Source organism: Pseudomonas sp. NY15437, from assembly GCF_048068435.1.
Lineage (GTDB): Bacteria > Pseudomonadota > Gammaproteobacteria > Pseudomonadales > Pseudomonadaceae > Pseudomonas > Pseudomonas nitroreducens_B.
This window is the reverse complement of the sequence record NZ_JBLUQC010000016.1, coordinates 78,815-98,428: the sequence shown is the minus strand read 5'-3', so window position 1 is coordinate 98,428 and position 19,614 is coordinate 78,815. Positions and strand designations below refer to the sequence as shown.

Sequence of the window (19,614 nt, the reverse complement as noted above, 5' to 3'; positions counted from 1 at the left end):
CACCGGTTATTTGGAGCGACTCATGCCTGGTTGGTATGAAATCAAGGAACTCAGCAGCGGCACTCGCCGTGTCCTTCTCAAGAACACCGCACACGGTACCCTGCTGGAAACTCTTGCCTACCCCACACAGGAGGCAGCCGAGCAGGCCATCACCAGCCTGCGCAAGTCCTGTGCGGCCGTCGAGCGCTACAAGCGCCAGATGTCCGCGGGTGGCAAGAATTTCTTCGTGATCCGCGACAATACCGGTGCCGAGCTGCACACCAGCAAGCTGTACGACTCCGAAGCGTCCCGCGACCAGGCAATCGACATCATCGCCCAGGCGGGCCTCAGCACCGAACTGCGTTCCCACGGTTGAGTGAAGCCTGAATGAAAGAGCCCCGCGTCCTGCGGGGCTTTTTTATGGGCGGACGATGGCGCTGACACGCGCGCCGCCCCCACCCTGTAGGAGCGAGCCATGCTCGCGACCCCAGCGCCGGCCCTGCCGGCGGATCGCGGGCATGGCCCGCTCCTACAACAGCCGGGCCACGGCGCCATGGGCGCGATCTACCACACCGGTGCCGCACCCTGTAGGAGCGAGCTTGCTCGCGAACCCAGCGCCGGCCTCGCCGGCGAATCGCGGGCGTGGCCCGCTCCTACAGGTCCGGGGCGGCGACGGTGGACATGCTCTTGCCATCCACCTGCCGCGCCGGCAGGGAGGCGGGGTCGAAGCCATCGATACAGCAGGCATTCACGCTCAGCAGCGCCGGGTTGCTGCGGCGCTGGTGATAGACGTAGATCCCGCACGTCCCGCAGAAATAATGCAGGGCCACGCCACTGTTCCAGCGATACAGGCGCAAGGCCTGCTCGCCGCGGGTCAGGCGAAATCGGTCCTTCGCCACGGTCGCCATCAGGGCATTGCGCTTGCCGCACAGCGAGCAGTCGCAGCGCACCAGTTCATCGAGTTCCGCCTCGAAGGCGAAGGCCACCGCGCCGCAGTGGCAGGTGCCGGTGTAATGCATGAGCAAAGTCCTCCTGCTGGATACCCACAGCCTAGACGGCCGCCCTATTCGTGAATGCAGTTCAACTATCCTTTGCCGTTCAGCGCGTTTTTCTCAATGACCGACTTCCGGACAATGCCCCCATCGCATCCCATTCGTCCGGAGCCCCACACCATGCCACTCGCCCTGCTGGCGTTGACCCTCAGCGCCTTCGCCATCGGCACGACGGAGTTCGTCATCGTCGGCCTGATCCCCACCATCGCCAGCGACCTGGGCGTCACCCTGCCCTCCGCCGGCCTGCTGGTCAGCCTCTATGCCCTGAGCGTCGCCATCGGCGCGCCGCTGCTCACCGCCATGACCGGGCGCATCCCGCGCAAGGCGCTGCTGGTCGGGCTGATGGCGCTGTTCACCCTCGGCAACCTGGTGGCCTGGCAGGCGCCCAGCTACACCTCGCTGATCGTTGCGCGCATCCTCACGGGCCTCGCCCATGGCGTGTTCTTCTCCGTCGGCTCGATCATCGCCACCAACCTGGTGAGCAAGGACAAGGCCGCCAGCGCCATCGCCACCATGTTCAGCGGCATGACCGTCGCCTTCGTCACCGGCATCCCGCTGGGCACCTTCATCGGCCAGCACCTGGGCTGGCGCGTGACTTTCCTGGTGGTTGCCGCCTTCGGCGTGGTCGCCCTGCTCGGCAGCCTGCTGTTCGTACCGAAGAACATCCAGCACACCCCGCCGGCGCCGCTGCTGCGCCAGGCCCGGGTGCTGCTGCAGCCGCGCCTGCTGCTGGTCTACGCGATGACGGCGGTGGGCTACGGCGGCTCGCTGATCGCCTTCACCTTCCTCGCGCCGATTCTCCAGGACCTCGCCGGCTTCAGCCCGAACATGGTCGGCGCCGTGCTCCTGGCCTACGGTGTCTCGGTGGCCATCGGCAACATCTGGGGCGGCCGTCTGGCCGATGCGCGCGGTCCGGTCAGCGCCCTGAAGATCATCTTCGGCCTGCTGGCATCGGTGCTGCTGGTGCTCACCTTCACCGCTGGCAACCCGTGGCTGGTGGTGCTGACGGTCCTGGCCTGGGGCGCCGTCGCCTTCGGCAACGTGCCGGGCCTGCAGGTCTACGTGGTGCAGCAGGCCGAGCGCGTGGCGCCGGACGCGGTGGACGTCGCCGCCGGCTTCAACATCGCCGCGTTCAACCTCGGCGTGGCCGGCGGTTCCTGGGCGGGCGGCCTGGTGGTCAGCCACCTGGGCCTGGGCCATACACCGTGGATCGCCGCCGTCGTCACCCTCGCCGCCTTCGGCCTGACCGCCCTCAGCGGTCGTCTGGACCGTCGCAATTCCACGGAACCGGCCGCCCCTGGCGCGGTTCCCACTCACTGATCGACCAAGGAGATTTCCCATGAGCGTTCCCGCATTCGGCCTCGGCACCTTCCGCCTCAAGGGCCAGACCGTCATCGACTCGATCCGCACCGCACTGGAGCTGGGCTACCGCGCCATCGACACGGCGCAGATCTACGGCAACGAAGCCGACGTCGGCGAAGCCATCGCCGGTAGCCGGGTCAAGCGCGACGAGCTGTACCTGACCACCAAGATCTGGACCGAGAACTACGCCGCCGACAAGCTGATCCCCAGCCTCAAGGACAGCCTGCACAAGCTGCGCACCGACCGTGTCGAGCTGACCCTGATCCACTGGCCGTCGCCCAAGGGCGAGGTGCCGGTCGCCGAGTTCATGGGCGCCCTGGCCGAGGCCAAGGCCCAGGGCCTGACGGGCGAGATCGGCGTGTCCAACTTCACCATCGCGCTGATGCAGGAAGCCATCGACGCCGTCGGTGCCGGCCAGATCGCCACCAACCAGATCGAACTGCACCCCTACCTGCAGAACCGCAAGGTGGTGGATTTTGCCCGCAGCCAGGGCATCCACATCACCTCCTACATGACCCTGGGCTATGGCAAGGTGCTGGGCGACGAGACCCTCATCGCGATCGCCAAGCGCCACGGCGTCACCCCGGCGCAGGTCACCCTGGCCTGGGCGATGCAACTGGGCTATTCGGTGATCCCGTCCTCCACCCGGCGCGAAAACCTCGAAGCCAACCTGCGTGCCGTCGACCTGCGCCTCTCCGACGCCGACCTGGCCGCCATCGCCGCGCTGGATCGCAACGAGCGCATCACCAGCCCGGAAAGCCTCGCGCCGGCCTGGGACTGATCCGCCGCCGTCCGACAGCCGCCCCCTCGGGGCGGCTTCGCCGTTTCCAAGGAGTTCCCATGAATACACCCGTGCATGACTACGCCGCCTGGACCTGGACGCCCGGCAATGGCCTCGACGGCCTGACCCTCGCCCGCCTGCCGGTGCCCACGCCAGGTCCGGACGAGGTGCTGGTGGCCAACACGGCCATCGCGCTGAACCCGGTGGACTGGAAGATGATCGACTGGGGCCGCGACGACTGGCAGCCTGGCCAGGTGCCCGGCGTGGATGGCGTCGGTATCGTCATCGCGGTGGGCAGCGAGGTGAACCTGCGCGCCGGCGCCCGCGTCGCCTACCACCAGGCGCTGAGCCGTGGCGGCAGTTTCGCCGAGTACAGCGTGCTGCGCGCCCGCGCCGTCTACCCGGTGCCGGATGCGCTGGACGACGCCACCGCCGCCAGCCTGCCCTGCCCCGGCCTCACCGCCGCGCAGGCACTGGACAAACTGCCGGCCTGCGACCACCGCGACGTGCTGGTGACCGGCGCCGGTGGCGCCGTCGGCTACCTGCTGGCGCAACTGGCGCTGCAACGCGGGCTGCGGGTGTGGGTGACGGCTTCGGCGAAACACCGCGAGCACCTGCTGCAACTGGGCGTCGCCGGGGTGTTCGACTACCGCGACGGCCACTGGCCCCAGCACCTGCTGGAGGCCCTCGGCCCGCGCCGCCTGCACGGCATCTTCGACACTATCAGCGGCAGCCATGCCGCCAGCCTTGCTCCGCTGCTGGGCTACAACGGCCACCTGGTGTGCATCCAGGACCGTCTGGAAAGCGCCCCGCTGCCGGCCTTCAGCACCGCCGTTTCGCTGCATGAAGTGGCGCTCAACAGCATCCACGCCCATGGCGAACGCCTCGATTGGCAGGTACTGCACGCCGCCGCGGCGCGCCTGATGCAGGGCGTCGCCGACGGCCAGTTGCAGGCGCCGGCCAAGCAGTTCTTCGAATTCTCCGAACTGCCCGATGCGTTGCGCCGCTTGAAGTCTGGCGACGGCGGCGGTAAATGGATCAGTCGCCTGCCGGCGCCGATGGTCATGGCCTGAACGGCGCCTTGGCGCAGGGGCGACATTTTACGTAGGAGCGGACTCCGTCCGCGATAGGTCGGCTGCGCGCCCTGGTTAGCCGAAGCCGCGATGAATCGATCGCGGACGGAGTCCGCTCCTACGCCAGTCTGACACTCCAGCGAATGACGCTGAACAGGAGAACAACATGGATCTTGGCATCAAGGGCCGCTGGGCCGTGGTCTGCGCCGCCAGCAAGGGCCTGGGCAAGGGCTGCGCCCTGGCGCTGGCCCGCGAGGGCGTGAACCTGGCGATCAACGCCCGCGACGGCGCCACCCTCACCGCCACCGCTGCCGAGCTGCGCCAGCTGGGCGTGGAGGTACGCGAAGTGGTCGGCGACATCAGCCAGCCGGAGGTGCGTGCCGCGCTGATCGCCGCCTGTCCGCAGGTGGACATCCTGGTCAACAACGCCGGCGGCCCGCCGCCCGGCGACTTCCGCGACTGGGAACGGCAAGACTGGCTGCGCGCCCTGGAGCTGAACATGCTTACGCCCATCGAGCTGATCAAGGCGACCATCGACGGCATGGCCGAGCGCGGCTTCGGGCGCATCGTCAACATCACCTCCGGCGCGGTGAAGGCGCCCATCGACGTGCTCGGCCTGTCCAACGGCGCGCGCAGCGGCCTGACCGGCTTCGTCGCCGGCCTCGCCCGCCAGCCCCGGGTGGCCGGGAATAACGTGACCATCAACGGCCTGCTGCCCGGCTCCTTCGACACCGACCGCCTGCGTAGCGGCCTCCAGCGCGCGGCGCAACTGAGCGGGCGCGACGAAGGCGAACTGGTGAACGCCGAAAAACGCGCCATCCCCGCCGGGCGTTTCGGCACGGCCGAGGAGTTCGGCACCTTCTGCGCCTTCCTCTGCAGCGCCCAGGCCGGCTACCTGACCGGGCAGAACCTGCTGCTGGATGGCGGGGCTTATCCGGGGACGTTCTGACCTCCGCGCAGGAGCGGACCGCGCGACGCCCTGACCTACCCTATCGCGGACGGAGTCCGCTCCTACGCCACCCCAAACATCTGTAGGAGCGGGCCACGCCCGCGATCCGCCGGCAAGCCCGGCGCTGGACACATACCGGCGCTCGCCGGGAACGACAAGGCACCGCACGGGACCTCGCGGACAAAGTCCGCTCCTACGCACCGCACTGACCCTGTAGGAGCGGGCCACGCCCGCGATCCGCCGGCAAGGCCGGCGCTGGGCACACGCCAGCGCTTGCCGGGAAACGACAAGGTCCCGCGCGGAACCCCGCAGACACGGTCCGCTCCCCCGATGGAGTCCGACGTTCAAGACAACCCGCCCGCGCCTCCCTACAATCACTCCGCCGCCCCCGAACAGGCCTGCCGATGAAAGCCCATTCCGACGAACTCAAGACCTTCGCCACGGTGATCGACTGCGGCTCCATCACCGCCGCCGCCGAGCAGTTGGGGCTGACGCCCTCCGCGGTCAGCCGGGCCTTGTCGAAGCTGGAGGAAAAGCTCGGCACCACCCTGCTCAACCGCACCACGCGGCGCATGAAGCTCACCGAGGAAGGCGAGTTCTTCCTGGAGAACGCCCGCCATATCCTCGAACAGATGGACGCCCTCGAAGAGCGCCTGGCCCTGCGCCAGCAATCCCCCGCCGGTCGCCTGCGCATCAACGCTGCCTCGCCCTTCATGCTGCACGCCGTGGTGCCGCACATCGGAGCCTTCCGCGAGCGCTACCCGGACATCGAGCTGCAGCTCAACACCAACGACCTGAACATCGACCTGCTGGAACAGAGCACCGACATCGCCATCCGCATCGGCCAGCTCGCCGACTCCAGCCTGCACGCCCGTCCGCTGGGCAGCAGCCGGCTGAACCTGCTGGCCGCGCCCGAGTACCTGGCGCGCCACGGCGCCCCGGCCGACCTGGAAGCGCTGCTCGACCACTCGCTGCTCGGCTTCACCCAGCCCGAGGCGCTGAACGTCTGGCCGATCCGCCATGCTGGCGGCGACACGCTGGCGATCACCCCGTCGCTGTCCGCCTCCAGCGGCGAGACCCTGCGCCAGCTGGCCATCGGCGGCCAGGGCATCGCCTGCCTCGCCAGCTTCATGACCTGCGACGACATCCGCGCCGGCCGCCTGGTGCGCGTGCTCCCGGAACTGACCAGCGAGCGCCGCCAGCCGATCCACGCCGTGTACTACCGCAACTCGCAACTGGCGCTGCGCATCCAGTGCTTCCTCGACTTCATCCAGGAGCGTCTGGCGCAGTCCCTTCACGCCACCGGCTGAACCAAGAAATTTCCCACAGCCGAAAATCCTCGACCACACTGAACAGGGTTCGCGACGCCCGCCGCCGGGGCGTCATCCCGCCAAGATCGAGGGGGTTGGCATGTCACCCATGCTGCTGTACCTGCGCGCCATCATCCACCCTGGCCGCGATACCCTGCTGTTCGCCCTGCGCACCGTGCTGGCGGGGCTGCTGACGCTGTACCTGGCGTTCCTGCTCGACCTCGACCAGCCCAAATGGGCGACCATGACGGTGGTGATCATCAGCACCCCGCTGGCCGGCATGACCCTGCAGAAGAGCTTCGCCCAGGTGATCGGCACCACCATCGGCGCCATGGTCGCCGTGGCCATCATGGCGCTGTTCCCCCAGGCGCCGCTGCCCTTCATCGTCACCCTGGCGCTGTGGCTGGCGATCTGCACGGCCGGCGGCACGCTGATGCGCTTCACCTACTCCCACGCCTTCGTCCTCAGCGGTTTCACCGCGGTGATCGTCGCCCTGCTGGCTCAGCCGGCGCCGGAGTCCACCTATACCCTGGCCATCACCCGCGTCACCGAAACCCTGCTGGGCGTGGCCTGTGTGACCCTGGTCAGCCTGTTCTTCGCCCGTCCGCAGAGCGTGGCGCGCGGCTACTTCGCCAAGGTCGACCAATTGATCCGCCTGATCGCCGTGCACGCTGCCGCGGTGATCCGGGGTGAAGAGCGGGAGGAGGACTTCCAGCAACGGCAGAAGCAACTGCTCAGCGAGATCGCCGCCCTGGAAATGCTCCGCCGCCACCTCTATTTCGACGCCCCGCGCCTGCGCGGCGCCGATGAACTGGTGCAACAACTGGCCAACCAGCTGGTGCTGATGACCTCGCGGCTGGCCATCCTGCGGCGCCAGCGCAAGCTGATCGAGGCGCGCCTGAGCGGGCCGCTGCCCGAATCCGTGCGACGCCTGCGCGAAGACGAGCTGGCCTGCCTCGCCGAACTGGCCGAGTTCGGCCGCGACCTGCCCAGCCCCACCCGCAAGCGCATCACCCAGCTGCGCCAGCGCTTCGACAGCGCCGCGCGGCAGGCAGAGGAGCTGGCCGACGGCCTGCCCACCTCGCTGCGTTCGCTGGCCTGGGCCCTGCGTTTCGAGCAGGCGCGGCTGATGCAGCAGCTCGACGAGATGATCGAGCTGAGCGAGGCGATCCAGGACGGCCGCCCCGGCAGCAGTTCCTATCCGCAGAGCCAGGCCCAGGCGCTGCACCTGGACTTCCACCTCGCCGCGATGAACGCCACCCGCGCCTTCGTCGCACTGTGCTGCGCCGGCTGGATCTGGATCGAGACCGCCTGGGATGGCGCCCGTGCCGGCATGATCCTGATCGGCATCCTCTGCTCGCTGCTGGCCACCTTCCCGCGCCCGCTGATGGCGAGCCTGGCGTACATGCGCGGGCTGGCCATGGCACTGGTGGCGGCAGCGCTGCTGCAGTTCCTGCTGCTGCCCAGCGTCGGCGATTTCGAGATGCTCGCGCTGTTCCTCACCCCGCTGCTGTACTTGATCGCGGTGGGTCTGGCCAACCCGCAGACCGCCGGCATCGGCATTGGTCTGGGGCTGTCCACCTTCCTGCTGGTCGGCCCGCAGAACCAGGGCGCGTGGATCAACACCTCGCTGCAGTGGTTCGAATTCGCCGGCGGTTATGTCAGCGCCGGCGTCCTGGCCCTGCTGGTGTACGCCTGGGTGTTCCCCTTCGATGCCGACGCGCGCCTGCGCCGCCAATCGCGCCGCACCCGCGCCGAGGTGCGCTCGGTGCTGCTGTCCAAGCCCAGCGAGGCGCGCCGCTTCCTGTTCGAAAGCCGCCTGGTGGATCGCCTGGCGATCATGCTCGGGCTGCTGCCGGCGGCGCGCGACAGCCAGTCCGCCGAACGCTTCCAGTGCAGCCTGGCGAGCATGACCCTGGGCGTGGTACTGCACCAGCTGCGCCGCGAGAGCCTCAATGCCAACGGCCTGCCGCAAGCCCTGCGGGCTCGGCTGTCGCTGCTGCTCGACGAACTTGCCGCCTGCCTCGACCAGCCGCCCGCCGCACCGCTGCACCGCGTGCTGCCGGCGATGCGCGAGCTGGGCAACGAGCTGGACGAACTGCAGAACCACGGCAACTACCCCAGCGGCGGCGCCCTGCGTCCGCTGTTCGTCAGCGGCGTGGCGCTGCTGGTGGCGGCCGACCTGCTGGAGCGCTTCCGCGACCTGTATGGCGAATCCACCGCCTTCCATGACGACCACGGGGAACCCGCCCTGCATGCCCGTTGATATCGAACTGGGCGGGGTCTACCTGCCACCGCTGGCCCAGGCGCTGCTGCTGGCGCTACCGATCTTCCTGCTGCTGGACTGGACCTTGCGCCGCCTCGGGGTGCTGCGCCTGGTCTGGCACGAGGCGCTGTTCGAGGGCGCGCTGTATGCCTGCCTCTGCGCCGGCCTGATCCTGCTCATGGGAGCCCTGCACTGAATGGCCGATCTGCGCAAAGCCGTGCCGCCGCTGATCACTCTCGCGGTGGTCGCGCTCGCCCTGGTCCTGGGTTACTTCGCCTGGACCTACTACACCCGCGCGCCCTGGACCCGCGACGCCCGCGTGCGCGCCGACGTGGTGACGCTGTCGGCGGACGTCACCGGGCGCATCGTCGAGTTGCGGGTGAAGGACAACCAGCACGTCCGCAAGGGCGAGCTGCTGCTGACCATCGACCCGGCGCGCTACGAGCTGGCAGTGCTGCACGCCGACCGCGCAGTGGAGGTCGCCCGCGCCGCGCTCGGCCAGTCCGAGGCGGCCATCGCCGCCAACCAGGCGCTGCTGCAACAGCGGCAGAGCGAGGAAGCCCGGCGCAAGGCGCTGAAGGCGCGCTCCGCCATCTCCAACGAGGAGTGGGAGAAAGCCCATACCGATGTCACCGTGGCCCAGGCGCAGCTGCTGCGCGAGCAGGCCAACCTGGGCCTGGCGCAAGCCAACGTGGCCCTTGCCGAAGCCGCACAGAAGCAGGCCCGCCTGGACCTGGAGCGAACCCAGGTGGTAGCGCCGGTGAACGGCTACGTGACCAACCTGCTGACCCGCGCCGGCGACTACGCCACCGCCGGCCACTCGCTGGTGGCGCTGGTGGACAGCGACTCCTTCTACGTCGGCGGCTACTTCGAGGAGACCAAGCTGCCGCGCATCCGCGAGGGCGATGCCGTGGCCGTGCAGCTGATGAGCGGCGAACGCTTCGACGGCCGCGTCGAGAGCATCGCCTTCGCCATCACCGACCGCGAGAACGCCCCCGGCGCGCGCCTGCTGGCCAACATCAACCCGAGCTACACCTGGGTGAAACTCGCCCAGCGCATCCCCGTGCGCATCGCCATCGACCCGGACTATCCGGGCCGCGACCGCCTGCGCGCCGGCACCACCGCCACGGTCAGTGTCACGTCCAGCAACAATGACGACGACGATCGATAGGCCGGTTGCGGAACTTTCATCACCGCCCGGTCATCAACCCATCGCGTGATTGTCACCGACCCGGTGCAGCATGCCCCCAGCTTCCCGCATTCCGCGCGGATGCCCGCGCCCGAGGATGCCCCTTGCCCCGCTTTCGCCTTCGACTGCTCGCCGTCGCCCTGCTGACCTGCACCACCCTCGCCCTGGCGGCCCGTTCACTGCCCTCGCCGCAGGACGAGGTGCCCAGCAGCAGCCTGTTCGCCCAGAACTGGGCCCGTGGCGGCGTCGTCCTGCTGGTGCGCCACATGGAGCGCTGCGACCGCTCCAGCGCCGAGTGCCTGGGCGCCGCCGACGGCATTACCGCTCGCGCCGCCGACCTCGCCAGGAGCATGGGCGACAGCATCGCCCGCCTGGGCCTGAGCGCCACCGACATCTACAGCAGCCCGGCCAACCGCACCGCGCAGACCGCCGACCTGATGTTCGACCACAGCGTGGCGCGCCAGGACTGGCTGCTCGGCTGCAAGGACGGCGATCTGGCCGCGCAGATCCGCGAGCACAAGGCCGCGCACCGCAACCTGGTGCTGGTCACCCACAGCGAATGCTTCGACCTGCTGCGGGAGAACCTCAAGGCGCGGGAGACCGATACCCCCGAGTACGGCAGCGCCCTGGTGCTGTTCGACGAGCGCGAACCGGCGCTGCGCATCGCCGGCGAAGTCGAGACCGACGAGTGGCGGACACTGCTGGACGCGCACAACCGCAGCTGAGGCCGCTGCCAGAACGCGCTTTCTGTGCCATCTTCTTGCGATCGTTCCAAGGAGAGGCTCGATGCCCGCCCTGCTCACTACCCACCCGCTGTTCGCCGCCCCCGTCCTGCTGCTGATCGACCTGCTGCTCTGGCGGCTGGTCGGTGCGGCCCACCCGCACTGGCGCCTGGCCGTGCGCCTGCTCGGCTTCCTGCTGTTCAGCCTGCTGCTGTTCAACGCCGGGATGAACCCGCTGCGCGCCGCGCCCTGGCCGGACGACCTGCCCAGCCACATGGTCGCCACCGCCGTGCAGATCATCTGGTGGCTGTTCGCCGCGCGCTGCCTGACGGTGGTGCTGGGCTTCCTGCTGGTGCAGCGCATCGGCCATGGCGGCCGGCTGCTGCAGGACGTGGTCGGCGCGCTGATCTTCCTGGTCGCCATCATCGCCGCCGCCGGCTACGTGCTGGAGCTGCCGGTGAAAGGCCTGCTGGCCACCTCCGGGGTGGTCGCCATCGTCCTCGGCCTGGCGCTGCAGAGCACGCTGAGCGACGTGTTTTCCGGCATCGTGCTGAACACCACCAAGCCGTACCAGCTCGACGACTGGATTTCCATCGACGGCATCGAGGGCAAGGTCACCGAGATCGACTGGCGCTCGACCTACCTGCAAACCTCCCAGGGCACCCTGGCCGTGGTGCCCAACTCGCTGGCGGCCAAGGCCAAGGTGCTCAACCTGAGCCGCCCGGCGAACCTCTACGGCGTCAGCGTGAGCCTGACGGTCAGCCCGCATATCCGCCCGCGCAAGGTGATCGAGGCGCTGGAACACGCCCTCGGCGGCTGCCGCGCCCTGCTGGCCAACCCGGCGCCGGCGGTCAGCGTGCGCAAGTCCGCGCCCGATGGGGTGGAATACGAAATGAGCGGCTTCGTCGCCGCCATGGGCGAGAAGCGCGAGGTGCGCAACCAGTTGTTCGACCTGGCCTACCGCCACCTGCAGGCCGCCGGCATCAACCTGCTGGCCGAGGCCGACGCGCCGATGCGCGAGAGCACCTCGCGGGCGCGGGCGCTGCTGGTGCGCTCCGGGCTGTTCGATGCCCTGCGCGATGAAGAACGCGACGAACTGGCGACGCGCATGCAGCGCCGCCCCTTCCGCCGCGGCGAAGTGCTGCTGGCGCCGGGGGATATCAGCGACCGCCTGCTGATCATCGACTCCGGCGTCGTCAGCGTCACCCTGCCCCACGATGGCCAGCCCATCGAGGCCGGGCGCATGGGGCCGGGGGAAGTCTTCGGCGAGGCCGGCGTGCTCACCGGCACCGCCTGGCAGGCGCAGTTCACCGCCATCAGCGACGGTGCCGCGTACTACATCGACAAGCAGACCCTGGCGCCGTGCCTGGAAGCGCGCCAGGAAATCGCCGACGCCATGGGCCGCCTGCTGGACTTCCGGCAGAAGGCCAGCGCCGCCCTGCTGGTGGAACAACCCACGGTGGTGCAGCAGCGCGGGCTGATGGCCTGGCTCAAGCAGCACGCCGGGCGCCGCTACAAGGCCTGAGGCCGAGGCGGAATCAGGCGCTGACTTCCTGCAGGCACTCCAGCGGCACCCAGCCGGCTTCGCCGCCGGCGCGGACGCACCAGAGCCAGCCGCCCAGCTCGCGGCCGCCTTCGAGCCGCTCGCCGACTTCCACATCGAGTTCGCGGGCGGTGTAGTCCTCCATCGCCACCCCGGCGCCCGGCGCGGTCATGTTGAACACCTGCGCCGGCACCCAGCCGTCGCGCTGGCCGGGCGTGGAGCAGAAATACCAGTCCTCCCAGCCCTGCGCGCCTTCGTAGCGCTCGCCGATGAACAACGGCGCGCCCTTGGCGAAGGTGATGGGCGCGGGGTACTCGCTGCGGTGGCGCTGAATCACTTCGTAGTGCATGTCGATCTCCCGGTTCCCTGGACCGATCCATGCTACTCCTCACAGCGCATCGTGGAAGATCACCCCGAGGTGAAGCGCTCGCCGGTATGCACGCGGCTGACGCCATGGCGCTGGTTGGCCCGGTGATCACCGTGCACGCCGCGGCCTACGTGTAGGAGCGGGCCACGCCCGCGACCGCGGGCAGAGCCCGCATCTGCCATGGGCGAATGAGTTCAGCGTGTTGCAGGGGATTCCGCCGCGTGGGATTTCGCGGACAAGGTCCGCTCCTACGGGGAGTCCGCCTCCCCAGGGAGAGGGAAAGCCGGCCCGTTGGAAAGCCGTGCCGTTCAGGTTCGCGAGCAAGCTCGCTCCTACGAAGAGTGCGCCGGGGTAGGCCTGTAGGAGCGAGCTTGCTCGCGAACCCGGCCACCGCCCATTCGCCAGTAGGTCGCGGGCGTGGCCCGCGGCTGCACGGCAACCCCCTGGGCCGGGCCCGTCACACCGGGCGCAGCTGCAACGGGTCGACCAACCCCGCCGCAATGGCCATGCCCACCAGGTCCGGCAGCGTGCCGGCCTGCATGCGTTTCATCACCCGCGCGCGGTACAGGTCGACGGTCTTCACGCTGATGTTCAGCTGCTCGGCGACTTCGCGGCTGGTGTAGCCGCGCACCAGCGGCAGGAACACGTCGCGCTCGCGGGGGGTCAGCGCGGCCAGGCGCTGCGCAAGCTCGCCCTGACCGGAGCGCGACGCCTGCTGGCGTTCGCGGGAGCTGAGCGCCTGCTGCACGCTGTCCAGCAGCAGTTGCTCGTTGTAGGGCTTCTCGATGAAGTCCACGGCGCCAGCCTTGAAGGCGCGGATCACGATGGGCACGTCGGCGTGGCCGCTGACGAAGATCACCGGCAGTTCGATGCCGCGCCGGCGCATTTCCTCCTGCACCGCCAGCCCGCCCAGGCCGGGCATGCGCACGTCCAGCAGCACGCAGGCGTGGGCGTCGTTCGGGCCGGCGTCGAGGAACTCGCGGCCGCTGGTGAACGGCCGCGCCTTCAGGCCCACCGACTCCAGCAGCCAGACCGTGGAGTCGAGCATCCGCTGGTCGTCGTCCACCACAAACACCACCGCCGCTTCCATCGCTGTCTCCGTCATTGTTCGATTTTCCGTGCCGGCAGCCGGCATTCCAGGCGCAGGCCGCCAGTGGCCGCGGCCATGGCGTCCAGCGTGCCGCCAAAGCCTTCGACGATGCCGCGGCTCATGGACAGCCCAAGCCCCAGGCCCTCCGGCTTGCTGGTGAAGAACGGCGTGAACATCTGCTCCAGCGCCGTGCCGCTCGCCCCCGGCCCTTCGTCCTCCACCCAGACGCACAGCTGGCCGTCAGCGTCGCGGCGGCTGCCGATACGCACGGTGGACGGCGCGCCCGCATGGCGTTCGCGGTTGGCCTCGATGGCGTTGCGCAGCAGGTTGAGGAATACCTGCTCCAGCAGCACCCGGTCGGCGTAGACGGGCGCGAGATTGTCGGCGAACGCCTCGCCGATCGCCACCTCTGCACTGGCAGCTTCCCAGGCACACAGGCCCAGGGCCGTGCGGGCCACCTGGTTGAGATCGAGCGCCTGCATGCGTCGCTGGCCCTTGCGCAGGAAGGCGCGCAGGCGACGGATCACCTCGGAGGCGTGGGTGGTGTGCTCGACGATCTGCGCCAGCCCCTGGGCCACGCGCTGCGCGGCGTCCGGCTGGCTGTCCAGGGTCTTCAGGTAGCGCTGGCTGGCGCTGGCGTAGTTCATCACCGCTGCCAGCGGCTGGTTCATCTCGTGGGCGATGCCCGAGGCCAGTTCGCCCAGGGTCACCAGGCGCGCGGTGTGGGCCAGTTCGTCCTGGTGCCGGCGCTGCTGGTTCTCGCGCAATTCGCGCTCGGTCATGTCGCGGGCCACCAGCGAGTAATAGCGCTCGCCGCCGGCCGCGCGGTGCGCCAGCAGGACCAGCGACAGCGGCGCAGCGGTGCGCCCGCGCAGGCGCCCCTCGGCGCTCCACACGCCCTCGCAGCGGGCCGCTTCCCAGCCTTCGCCTTCCAGCTTCTCCAGCAGGCCGTCGTCTAGCACCTGGGCGACCGATGCCGGCAGCGTCTCGCCGTCCAGGCCAAGCGCACGCCGCGCCGAGGGGTTGAGATAGGTGACGCGGCCACCGGGATCGACGAACAGCACCAGATCGGTATTGGCCTCCACCACCTCGGCCAGGCGCCGCAGGCCTTCCTCGGCGCGCACCCGGGCAGTGATGTCGCGGGACACGCTGACCACCTCCATCACATGCCCGGTGTAGGTCTCGCGGATGGCGCGGCTGGCGGTTTCGAACCAGAGGTAATGGCCGTCGCGGTGGCGCAGGCGGTAGGTCAGGGTCACGTAGCCGTCCTGCACCAGCGCGTCGCGGGTGCGATCGGCCACGCGCTGGCGATCCTGCTCGTGCAGCAGCGGCAACAGCTCCCTGCCGCGCAGTTCTTCGGGCCAGTAACCGAGCAGCGTCCAGGACGCCGGCGAGACGTCCAGCAGGCGACCGTCGAGGGTGCGCCGGGAAATCAGGTCGGTGGTGTTTTCGATGATCTGCCGGTACAGCCGGCTGGCACGGGCCGCTTCACGCTGTTCGCGCCGCTGCGCGGTGACCTCGCGGCCATGGACCAGCACCTGGCGCTCGGCGGGCATCGGCACGAAGCTCCAGAGGAACTGCCGGGCGTCGCGCTCGCCGCTCACTTCGTGCACCGCGCGCCCCTGCTCCAGGCAGGTGCGCAGCAGGTGTGCGTAGTTGCTGGGCAACAGGTCGTACACCTGGCTTGCGGGGAACTCGGCGAGCAACTGGCGCAGGGCCTGGTTGCCGTCCACCTGCACGGCTGCCTCATCCAGCACCAGCGCCGGCTGCGGGTCGGCGCTGAGCAGCGGCGCGGTGCGCCGGGCCTGATGAGCCAGGGCGAGCACGTCGCCCAGCAGCTCGGCGATCCACGCCAGCCACTGCTCGGCGTCAGCGCCAGTGCCTTGCACCAGCAACATCCCCTGCCGCCCGGCCTGCAACGGCAGGACCAGCGCCAGCCCCTGGCTCCAGCCGGCGCGGCGCAGACGGCCGCCGAGCCAGCTGGGCACGGCGAGCAACTCCTGGAGCGGCAGCCGGGCGCGCTCGCCGAGGTGTTCCAGCAGCGCCAGGTCGTTGGCCTGCAACGGATCGCCACTGCCCGGCGGCAGGCGCGAGCCGCCCGCCAGCGCTTCGAAGCTCTGGCTGCGCGGCTGCCATTGCAGGTACAGCGCGCGCTCCACGGTCTCGCGCTCCAGGCAGAGCCGCTGCAGGGCTTCGGCCTGCACGGCGACAGGCGCCTGTTCGCGCACCAGGCGCACCAGGGTGTTCAATTCGGTCATGGCAGAGGCTCGGAGGCGCTTCAGGTGGATATAGTAGTTATACCATACACCATAGGTTTAACTTCCATATCCCGTTCCAGGTTGCTATAAAACCTCGCACTGACCGCGCGACAGCTTGCCGCAGCGGTCACGACCCGCCTGCTGCCCAGCGAACCACGGGTCATACCAGAACAATGAGCTAACAATCAGCCACAGGGTGTCCTCATGTCGATCTTCGAACATGGCTTGCCGCGCGCGGCCGTCAACCACATCGCGCTGTCGCCGCTGAGCTTCATCGAACGCACCGCCCAGGTGTACCCCGAGCGCACCGCGATCATCCACGGCAGCCTGCGCCGCACCTGGAAGGAAACCTACCAGCGCTGCCGCCGCCTGGCCTCAGCCCTCGCCGCGCGCGGCATCGGCCATGGCGACACGGTGGCGGTGATGCTGCCCAACACCCCGCAGATGATCGAGGCGCACTTCGGCGTACCGATGATCGGCGCGGTGCTCAATACCCTCAACGTGCGCCTGGATGCCGAAGCCATCGCCTTCATGCTGCAGCACGGCGAAGCCAAGGCGCTGATCACCGACCGCGAGTTCCACGAGGTCATCCATGCGGCCCTCGGCATGCTCGGCCGGCCGCTGCTGGTGATCGACGTGGACGACCCCGAGTACGGCGAGGGCGAGGCGGTCAGCCCCCTGGACTACGAGGCCCTGCTCGCCGAGGGCGACCCGGATTTCGCCTGGCAGTGGCCCCAGGACGAGTGGGACGCCATCTCCCTCAACTACACCTCCGGCACCACCGGCAACCCCAAGGGTGTGGTTTACCACCACCGCGGCGCCTACCTGAACGCCCTGGGCAACCAGATGACCTGGTCCATGGGCCAGCACCCGGTGTACCTATGGACCCTGCCGATGTTCCACTGCAACGGCTGGTGCTACCCCTGGACCGTCACCGCGCTGGGCGGCACCCACGTGTGCCTGCGGCGGGTCGACCCGCAGAAGATCCTCACGCTGATCCGCGAGCACCAGGTCAGCCATCTGTGCGGCGCGCCCATCGTGCTCAACGCGCTGATCAACATGCCCGACTCCGCCAAGGCCGCCATCGACCACCCGGTGCACGCCATGGTCGCCGGTGCCGCGCCGCCGGCCAAGGTCATCGGCGCGGTGGAAGAAATGGGCATCAAGGTCACCCACGTCTACGGCCTCACCGAGGTCTACGGGCCGGTCACCGTGTGCGCCTGGCATGAGGAATGGGATGCGCTGACGCTGGACGAGCGTGCCCGTATCAAGTCCCGCCAGGGCGTGCGCTACCCGACCCTGGAAGGCGTGATGGTCGCCGACCCGAAGACCCTGGAACCGGTGCCGCGCGACGGCCTGACCATCGGCGAGATCTTCATGCGCGGCAACACCGTGATGAAGGGTTACCTGAAGAACCCCACCGCCACCGAGGAAGCCTTCGCCGGCGGCTGGTTCCACACCGGCGACCTGGCGGTCTGGCACCCGGACGGCTATGTGGAAATCCGCGACCGGCTCAAGGACATCATCATCTCCGGCGGCGAGAACATCTCCACCATCGAGGTCGAAGGCGTGCTCTACCGCCACCCGGCCGTGCTCGAGGCCGCCGTGGTGGCTCGCGCGGACGAGCGCTGGGGCGAGACGCCCTGCGCCTTCATTACCCTGAAGACCGAGCACGCGGCCGTCGAGGCGCAGGACATCATCGCCTTCTGCCGCGAACACCTGGCCGGGTTCAAGGTGCCGCGCACCGTGGTGTTCACCGAGTTGCCCAAGACCTCCACCGGGAAGATCCAGAAGTTCGTCCTGCGCGACCGGGCCAACGCCCTCTGACCCCACCCCTCGCCCGCCATTGCGCGCTCCCGCCGCCGGGAGCGCCGGAGCTCCGCCATGCCTGACTACAACGCTCCCCTGCGCGACATGCGCTTCCTGCTCGACGAGGTGTTCGACGCCCCCGCCCTGTGGGCACGCCTGCCGGCGCTGGCCGAGCGCATCGACGCCGACACCGCCGACGCCATTCTCGAAGAGGCGGCGAAGATCACCGGCAGCCTGCTCGCCCCGCTCAACCGCAGCGGCGACGAGCAAGGCGTGCAGTTCGCCGACGGCGAGGTGCGCACGCCGGCCGGCTTCCGCGAGGCCTACGCGACCTACGCCGAGGGCGGCTGGGTCGGTCTGGCCGGCAACCCCGACTACGGCGGCATGGGCATGCCGAAGATGCTGTCGGTGCAGTTCGAGGAGATGATGTACGGCGCCAACGCCAGCTTCAGCCTCTACTCCACGCTTTCCGCCGGCGCCTGCCTGGCGCTGGATGCCCATGCCGACGAAGCGCTCAAGCGCACCTACCTGCCCAGGATGTACGCCGGCGAATGGGCCGGCTCCATGTGCCTGACCGAACCCCACGCCGGCACCGACCTGGGCCTGATCCGCACCCGCGCCGAGCCACAGGCGGACGGCAGCTACAGCGTCACCGGCACCAAGATCTTCATCACCGGCGGCGAGCAGGACCTCACCGGCAACATCGTCCACCTGGTGCTGGCCAAGCTGCCCGACGCCCCGGCCGGCTCGCGCGGCATCTCGCTGTTCCTGGTGCCCAAGTTCCTGGTGCAGGCCGACGGCTCGCTGGGCGCGCGCAACGCCGTGACCTGCGGTTCGGTGGAGCACAAGATGGGCATCAAGGCCTCGGCCACCTGCGTGATGAACTTCGACGGCGCCACCGGCTGGCTGGTGGGCGAGCTGAACAAGGGGCTGGCGGCAATGTTCACCATGATGAACTACGAACGCCTGTCCATTGGCATCCAGGGCATCGGCTGCGCTGAGATGTCCTACCAGAGCGCCGTGGCCTACGCCCGCGAGCGCCTGCAGAGTCGCGCCGCCACAGGCCCGGTGGCGAAGGACAAGGCCGCCGACCCGATCATCGTGCACCCCGACGTCCGCCGCATGCTGCTCACCATGAAGGCGTTGACCGAGGGCGGCCGCGCCTTCTCCACCTATGTCGGCCAGCAACTGGACGTCGCCAAGTACGCCGCCGACGCCGCCGAGCGCGAAGCCGCCCAGTCCCTGGTGGCGCTGCTGACGCCGGTGGCCAAGGCGTTCTTCACCGACACCGGGCTGGAAAGCTGCATCCATGGCCAGCAGGTGTTCGGCGGCCACGGCTTCATCCGCGAATGGGGTCAGGAGCAATTAGTGCGCGACGTGCGCATCGCGCAGATCTACGAAGGCACCAACGGCATCCAGGCGCTGGACCTGCTGGGGCGCAAGGTGATCGCCGACGGCGGCCAGGCACTGGCACTGTTCGCCGGGGAAATCCGCGCCTTTGCCGAAGCGGCCCCAGCCGATCTGCACGCCTTCACTGCGCCGCTGCTGGATGCGCTGGAGCGGCTCGAATCCGTCACCCGGCAGGTGCGCGAGCGCGCCGCCAGCCAACCGCAGGAGGTCGGCGCCGCCTCGGTGGAGTACCTGCACCTGTTCGGTTACACCGCCTATGCCTACCTGTGGGCACGCATGGCGCAGGCCAGCCTGGGCAAGGACGACGAGTTCCATCGCGGCAAGCTGGCCACCGCACGCTTCTATGTTGCCCGCCTGCTGCCGCGCGTCGAGTCGCTGGCAAGCGCCATCCGCGCCGGCAGCGAGAGCCTGTTCGCGCTGCACGCCGAGCAGTTCTGACGATTTGAGCGTGATT

The 19,614-nt window shown here is 69.2% G+C and carries 17 protein-coding genes and 1 pseudogene; 13 read left to right on the top strand and 5 right to left on the bottom strand.

The features are described from left to right. Window positions 1-22 precede the first annotated feature (22 nt). The gene (locus tag ACNFIA_RS27275; RefSeq protein ID WP_259755034.1) at window positions 23-355 is read left to right on the top strand and encodes a hypothetical protein; all 333 of its coding nucleotides are present in this window, start codon (window positions 23-25) and stop codon (window positions 353-355) included. A 277-nt stretch (window positions 356-632) separates the two neighbouring features. Here the strand turns inward: ACNFIA_RS27275 and ACNFIA_RS27270 are convergent, their stop codons facing one another. Next, window positions 633-998 carry a GFA family protein gene (locus tag ACNFIA_RS27270; protein ID WP_416790105.1) on the bottom strand — a complete coding sequence of 122 codons (366 nt, stop codon included), beginning with the start codon at window positions 996-998 and terminating at the stop codon, window positions 633-635. A gap of 153 nt (window positions 999-1,151) precedes the next feature. Between ACNFIA_RS27270 and ACNFIA_RS27265 the strand changes: the two genes are divergently transcribed. The 10 genes from ACNFIA_RS27265 to ACNFIA_RS27220 all read left to right on the top strand — a co-directional run bounded on the left by ACNFIA_RS27265 (window position 1,152) and on the right by ACNFIA_RS27220 (window position 12,208). Further along, window positions 1,152-2,351: an MFS transporter gene (locus ACNFIA_RS27265; protein WP_416790104.1), complete on the top strand. Its 1,200-nt coding sequence runs from the start codon at window positions 1,152-1,154 to the stop codon at window positions 2,349-2,351. Between the two features lie 19 nt (window positions 2,352-2,370). Further along, the gene (gene dkgB, locus ACNFIA_RS27260) at window positions 2,371-3,174 is read left to right on the top strand and encodes a 2,5-didehydrogluconate reductase DkgB (protein WP_416790103.1); all 804 of its coding nucleotides are present in this window, start codon (window positions 2,371-2,373) and stop codon (window positions 3,172-3,174) included. A 59-nt stretch (window positions 3,175-3,233) separates the two neighbouring features. Then, window positions 3,234-4,247, top strand: a complete 1,014-nt coding sequence (locus ACNFIA_RS27255) for a zinc-binding dehydrogenase (protein WP_416790101.1) — start codon at window positions 3,234-3,236, stop codon at window positions 4,245-4,247. A 166-nt stretch (window positions 4,248-4,413) separates the two neighbouring features. Then, window positions 4,414-5,196 (top strand): SDR family oxidoreductase, encoded by a 783-nt coding sequence (locus ACNFIA_RS27250; protein ID WP_416790100.1) that lies wholly within the window; start codon window positions 4,414-4,416, stop codon window positions 5,194-5,196. Between the two features lie 404 nt (window positions 5,197-5,600). After that, complete coding sequence (locus ACNFIA_RS27245; protein WP_416790099.1) at window positions 5,601-6,506, top strand: LysR substrate-binding domain-containing protein; 906 nt, start codon at window positions 5,601-5,603, stop codon at window positions 6,504-6,506. A 100-nt stretch (window positions 6,507-6,606) separates the two neighbouring features. Continuing rightward, window positions 6,607-8,772 carry an FUSC family protein gene (locus ACNFIA_RS27240; RefSeq protein WP_416790097.1) on the top strand — a complete coding sequence of 722 codons (2,166 nt, stop codon included), beginning with the start codon at window positions 6,607-6,609 and terminating at the stop codon, window positions 8,770-8,772. Continuing rightward, complete coding sequence (locus ACNFIA_RS27235; RefSeq protein WP_259755042.1) at window positions 8,762-8,968, top strand: DUF1656 domain-containing protein; 207 nt, start codon at window positions 8,762-8,764, stop codon at window positions 8,966-8,968. Before ACNFIA_RS27240 ends, ACNFIA_RS27235 begins: the two co-directional genes overlap by 11 nt. Next, window positions 8,969-9,943, top strand: coding sequence for an HlyD family efflux transporter periplasmic adaptor subunit (locus ACNFIA_RS27230; RefSeq protein ID WP_416790096.1), 975 nt, complete (start codon window positions 8,969-8,971; stop codon window positions 9,941-9,943). It abuts the gene before it with no gap. 122 nt (window positions 9,944-10,065) lie between these two features. Next, a complete protein-coding gene (locus ACNFIA_RS27225; protein ID WP_259755044.1) occupies window positions 10,066-10,686 on the top strand; it encodes a histidine phosphatase family protein in 621 nt (206 codons plus the stop codon). Window positions 10,687-10,747: 61 nt separating this feature from the next. Continuing rightward, entirely contained in the window at window positions 10,748-12,208 is a 1,461-nt protein-coding gene (locus tag ACNFIA_RS27220) for a mechanosensitive ion channel domain-containing protein (protein WP_416790094.1), read from the top strand. A gap of 13 nt (window positions 12,209-12,221) precedes the next feature. On the opposite strand, the gene ACNFIA_RS27215 is transcribed toward ACNFIA_RS27220, so the two are convergent. The 4 genes and pseudogenes from ACNFIA_RS27215 to ACNFIA_RS27200 all read right to left on the bottom strand — a co-directional run bounded on the left by ACNFIA_RS27215 (window position 12,222) and on the right by ACNFIA_RS27200 (window position 15,941). Further along, window positions 12,222-12,575 carry an SH3 domain-containing protein gene (locus ACNFIA_RS27215; protein ID WP_259755046.1) on the bottom strand — a complete coding sequence of 118 codons (354 nt, stop codon included), beginning with the start codon at window positions 12,573-12,575 and terminating at the stop codon, window positions 12,222-12,224. 39 nt (window positions 12,576-12,614) lie between these two features. Then, window positions 12,615-12,718: pseudogene (locus ACNFIA_RS27210) on the bottom strand (2OG-Fe(II) oxygenase); the annotation flags it as partial. A 332-nt stretch (window positions 12,719-13,050) separates the two neighbouring features. Next, window positions 13,051-13,683 carry a response regulator transcription factor gene (locus tag ACNFIA_RS27205; RefSeq protein ID WP_416790169.1) on the bottom strand — a complete coding sequence of 211 codons (633 nt, stop codon included), beginning with the start codon at window positions 13,681-13,683 and terminating at the stop codon, window positions 13,051-13,053. 11 nt (window positions 13,684-13,694) lie between these two features. Next, window positions 13,695-15,941 carry a PAS domain-containing sensor histidine kinase gene (locus ACNFIA_RS27200; protein ID WP_416790093.1) on the bottom strand — a complete coding sequence of 749 codons (2,247 nt, stop codon included), beginning with the start codon at window positions 15,939-15,941 and terminating at the stop codon, window positions 13,695-13,697. A 204-nt stretch (window positions 15,942-16,145) separates the two neighbouring features. Here ACNFIA_RS27200 and ACNFIA_RS27195 point away from each other — a divergent pair, with 204 nt between their 5' ends. Together ACNFIA_RS27195 and ACNFIA_RS27190 are read left to right on the top strand one after the other, a co-directional pair. After that, window positions 16,146-17,768: an acyl-CoA synthetase gene (locus ACNFIA_RS27195; protein WP_416790091.1), complete on the top strand. Its 1,623-nt coding sequence runs from the start codon at window positions 16,146-16,148 to the stop codon at window positions 17,766-17,768. Between the two features lie 57 nt (window positions 17,769-17,825). After that, the gene (locus ACNFIA_RS27190) at window positions 17,826-19,598 is read left to right on the top strand and encodes an acyl-CoA dehydrogenase C-terminal domain-containing protein (protein WP_416790090.1); all 1,773 of its coding nucleotides are present in this window, start codon (window positions 17,826-17,828) and stop codon (window positions 19,596-19,598) included. The last annotated feature ends 16 nt before the right edge of the window (window positions 19,599-19,614 follow it).

Excerpts from the sequence above, each read along its gene's own strand:
- ACNFIA_RS27275 (WP_259755034.1), top strand. The coding sequence starts at position 23 with ATGCCTGGTTGGTATGAAATCAAGGAACTCAGCAGCGGCACTCGCCGT.
- ACNFIA_RS27270 (WP_416790105.1), bottom strand. The coding sequence starts at position 998 with ATGCATTACACCGGCACCTGCCACTGCGGCGCGGTGGCCTTCGCCTTC.
- ACNFIA_RS27265 (WP_416790104.1), top strand. The coding sequence starts at position 1,152 with ATGCCACTCGCCCTGCTGGCGTTGACCCTCAGCGCCTTCGCCATCGGC.
- dkgB (WP_416790103.1), top strand. The coding sequence starts at position 2,371 with ATGAGCGTTCCCGCATTCGGCCTCGGCACCTTCCGCCTCAAGGGCCAG.
- ACNFIA_RS27255 (WP_416790101.1), top strand. The coding sequence starts at position 3,234 with ATGAATACACCCGTGCATGACTACGCCGCCTGGACCTGGACGCCCGGC.
- ACNFIA_RS27250 (WP_416790100.1), top strand. The coding sequence starts at position 4,414 with ATGGATCTTGGCATCAAGGGCCGCTGGGCCGTGGTCTGCGCCGCCAGC.
- ACNFIA_RS27245 (WP_416790099.1), top strand. The coding sequence starts at position 5,601 with ATGAAAGCCCATTCCGACGAACTCAAGACCTTCGCCACGGTGATCGAC.
- ACNFIA_RS27240 (WP_416790097.1), top strand. The coding sequence starts at position 6,607 with ATGTCACCCATGCTGCTGTACCTGCGCGCCATCATCCACCCTGGCCGC.
- ACNFIA_RS27235 (WP_259755042.1), top strand. The coding sequence starts at position 8,762 with ATGCCCGTTGATATCGAACTGGGCGGGGTCTACCTGCCACCGCTGGCC.
- ACNFIA_RS27230 (WP_416790096.1), top strand. The coding sequence starts at position 8,969 with ATGGCCGATCTGCGCAAAGCCGTGCCGCCGCTGATCACTCTCGCGGTG.
- ACNFIA_RS27220 (WP_416790094.1), top strand. The coding sequence starts at position 10,748 with ATGCCCGCCCTGCTCACTACCCACCCGCTGTTCGCCGCCCCCGTCCTG.
- ACNFIA_RS27215 (WP_259755046.1), bottom strand. The coding sequence starts at position 12,575 with ATGCACTACGAAGTGATTCAGCGCCACCGCAGCGAGTACCCCGCGCCC.
- ACNFIA_RS27205 (WP_416790169.1), bottom strand. The coding sequence starts at position 13,683 with ATGGAAGCGGCGGTGGTGTTTGTGGTGGACGACGACCAGCGGATGCTC.
- ACNFIA_RS27200 (WP_416790093.1), bottom strand. The coding sequence starts at position 15,941 with ATGACCGAATTGAACACCCTGGTGCGCCTGGTGCGCGAACAGGCGCCT.
- ACNFIA_RS27195 (WP_416790091.1), top strand. The coding sequence starts at position 16,146 with ATGTCGATCTTCGAACATGGCTTGCCGCGCGCGGCCGTCAACCACATC.
- ACNFIA_RS27190 (WP_416790090.1), top strand. The coding sequence starts at position 17,826 with ATGCCTGACTACAACGCTCCCCTGCGCGACATGCGCTTCCTGCTCGAC.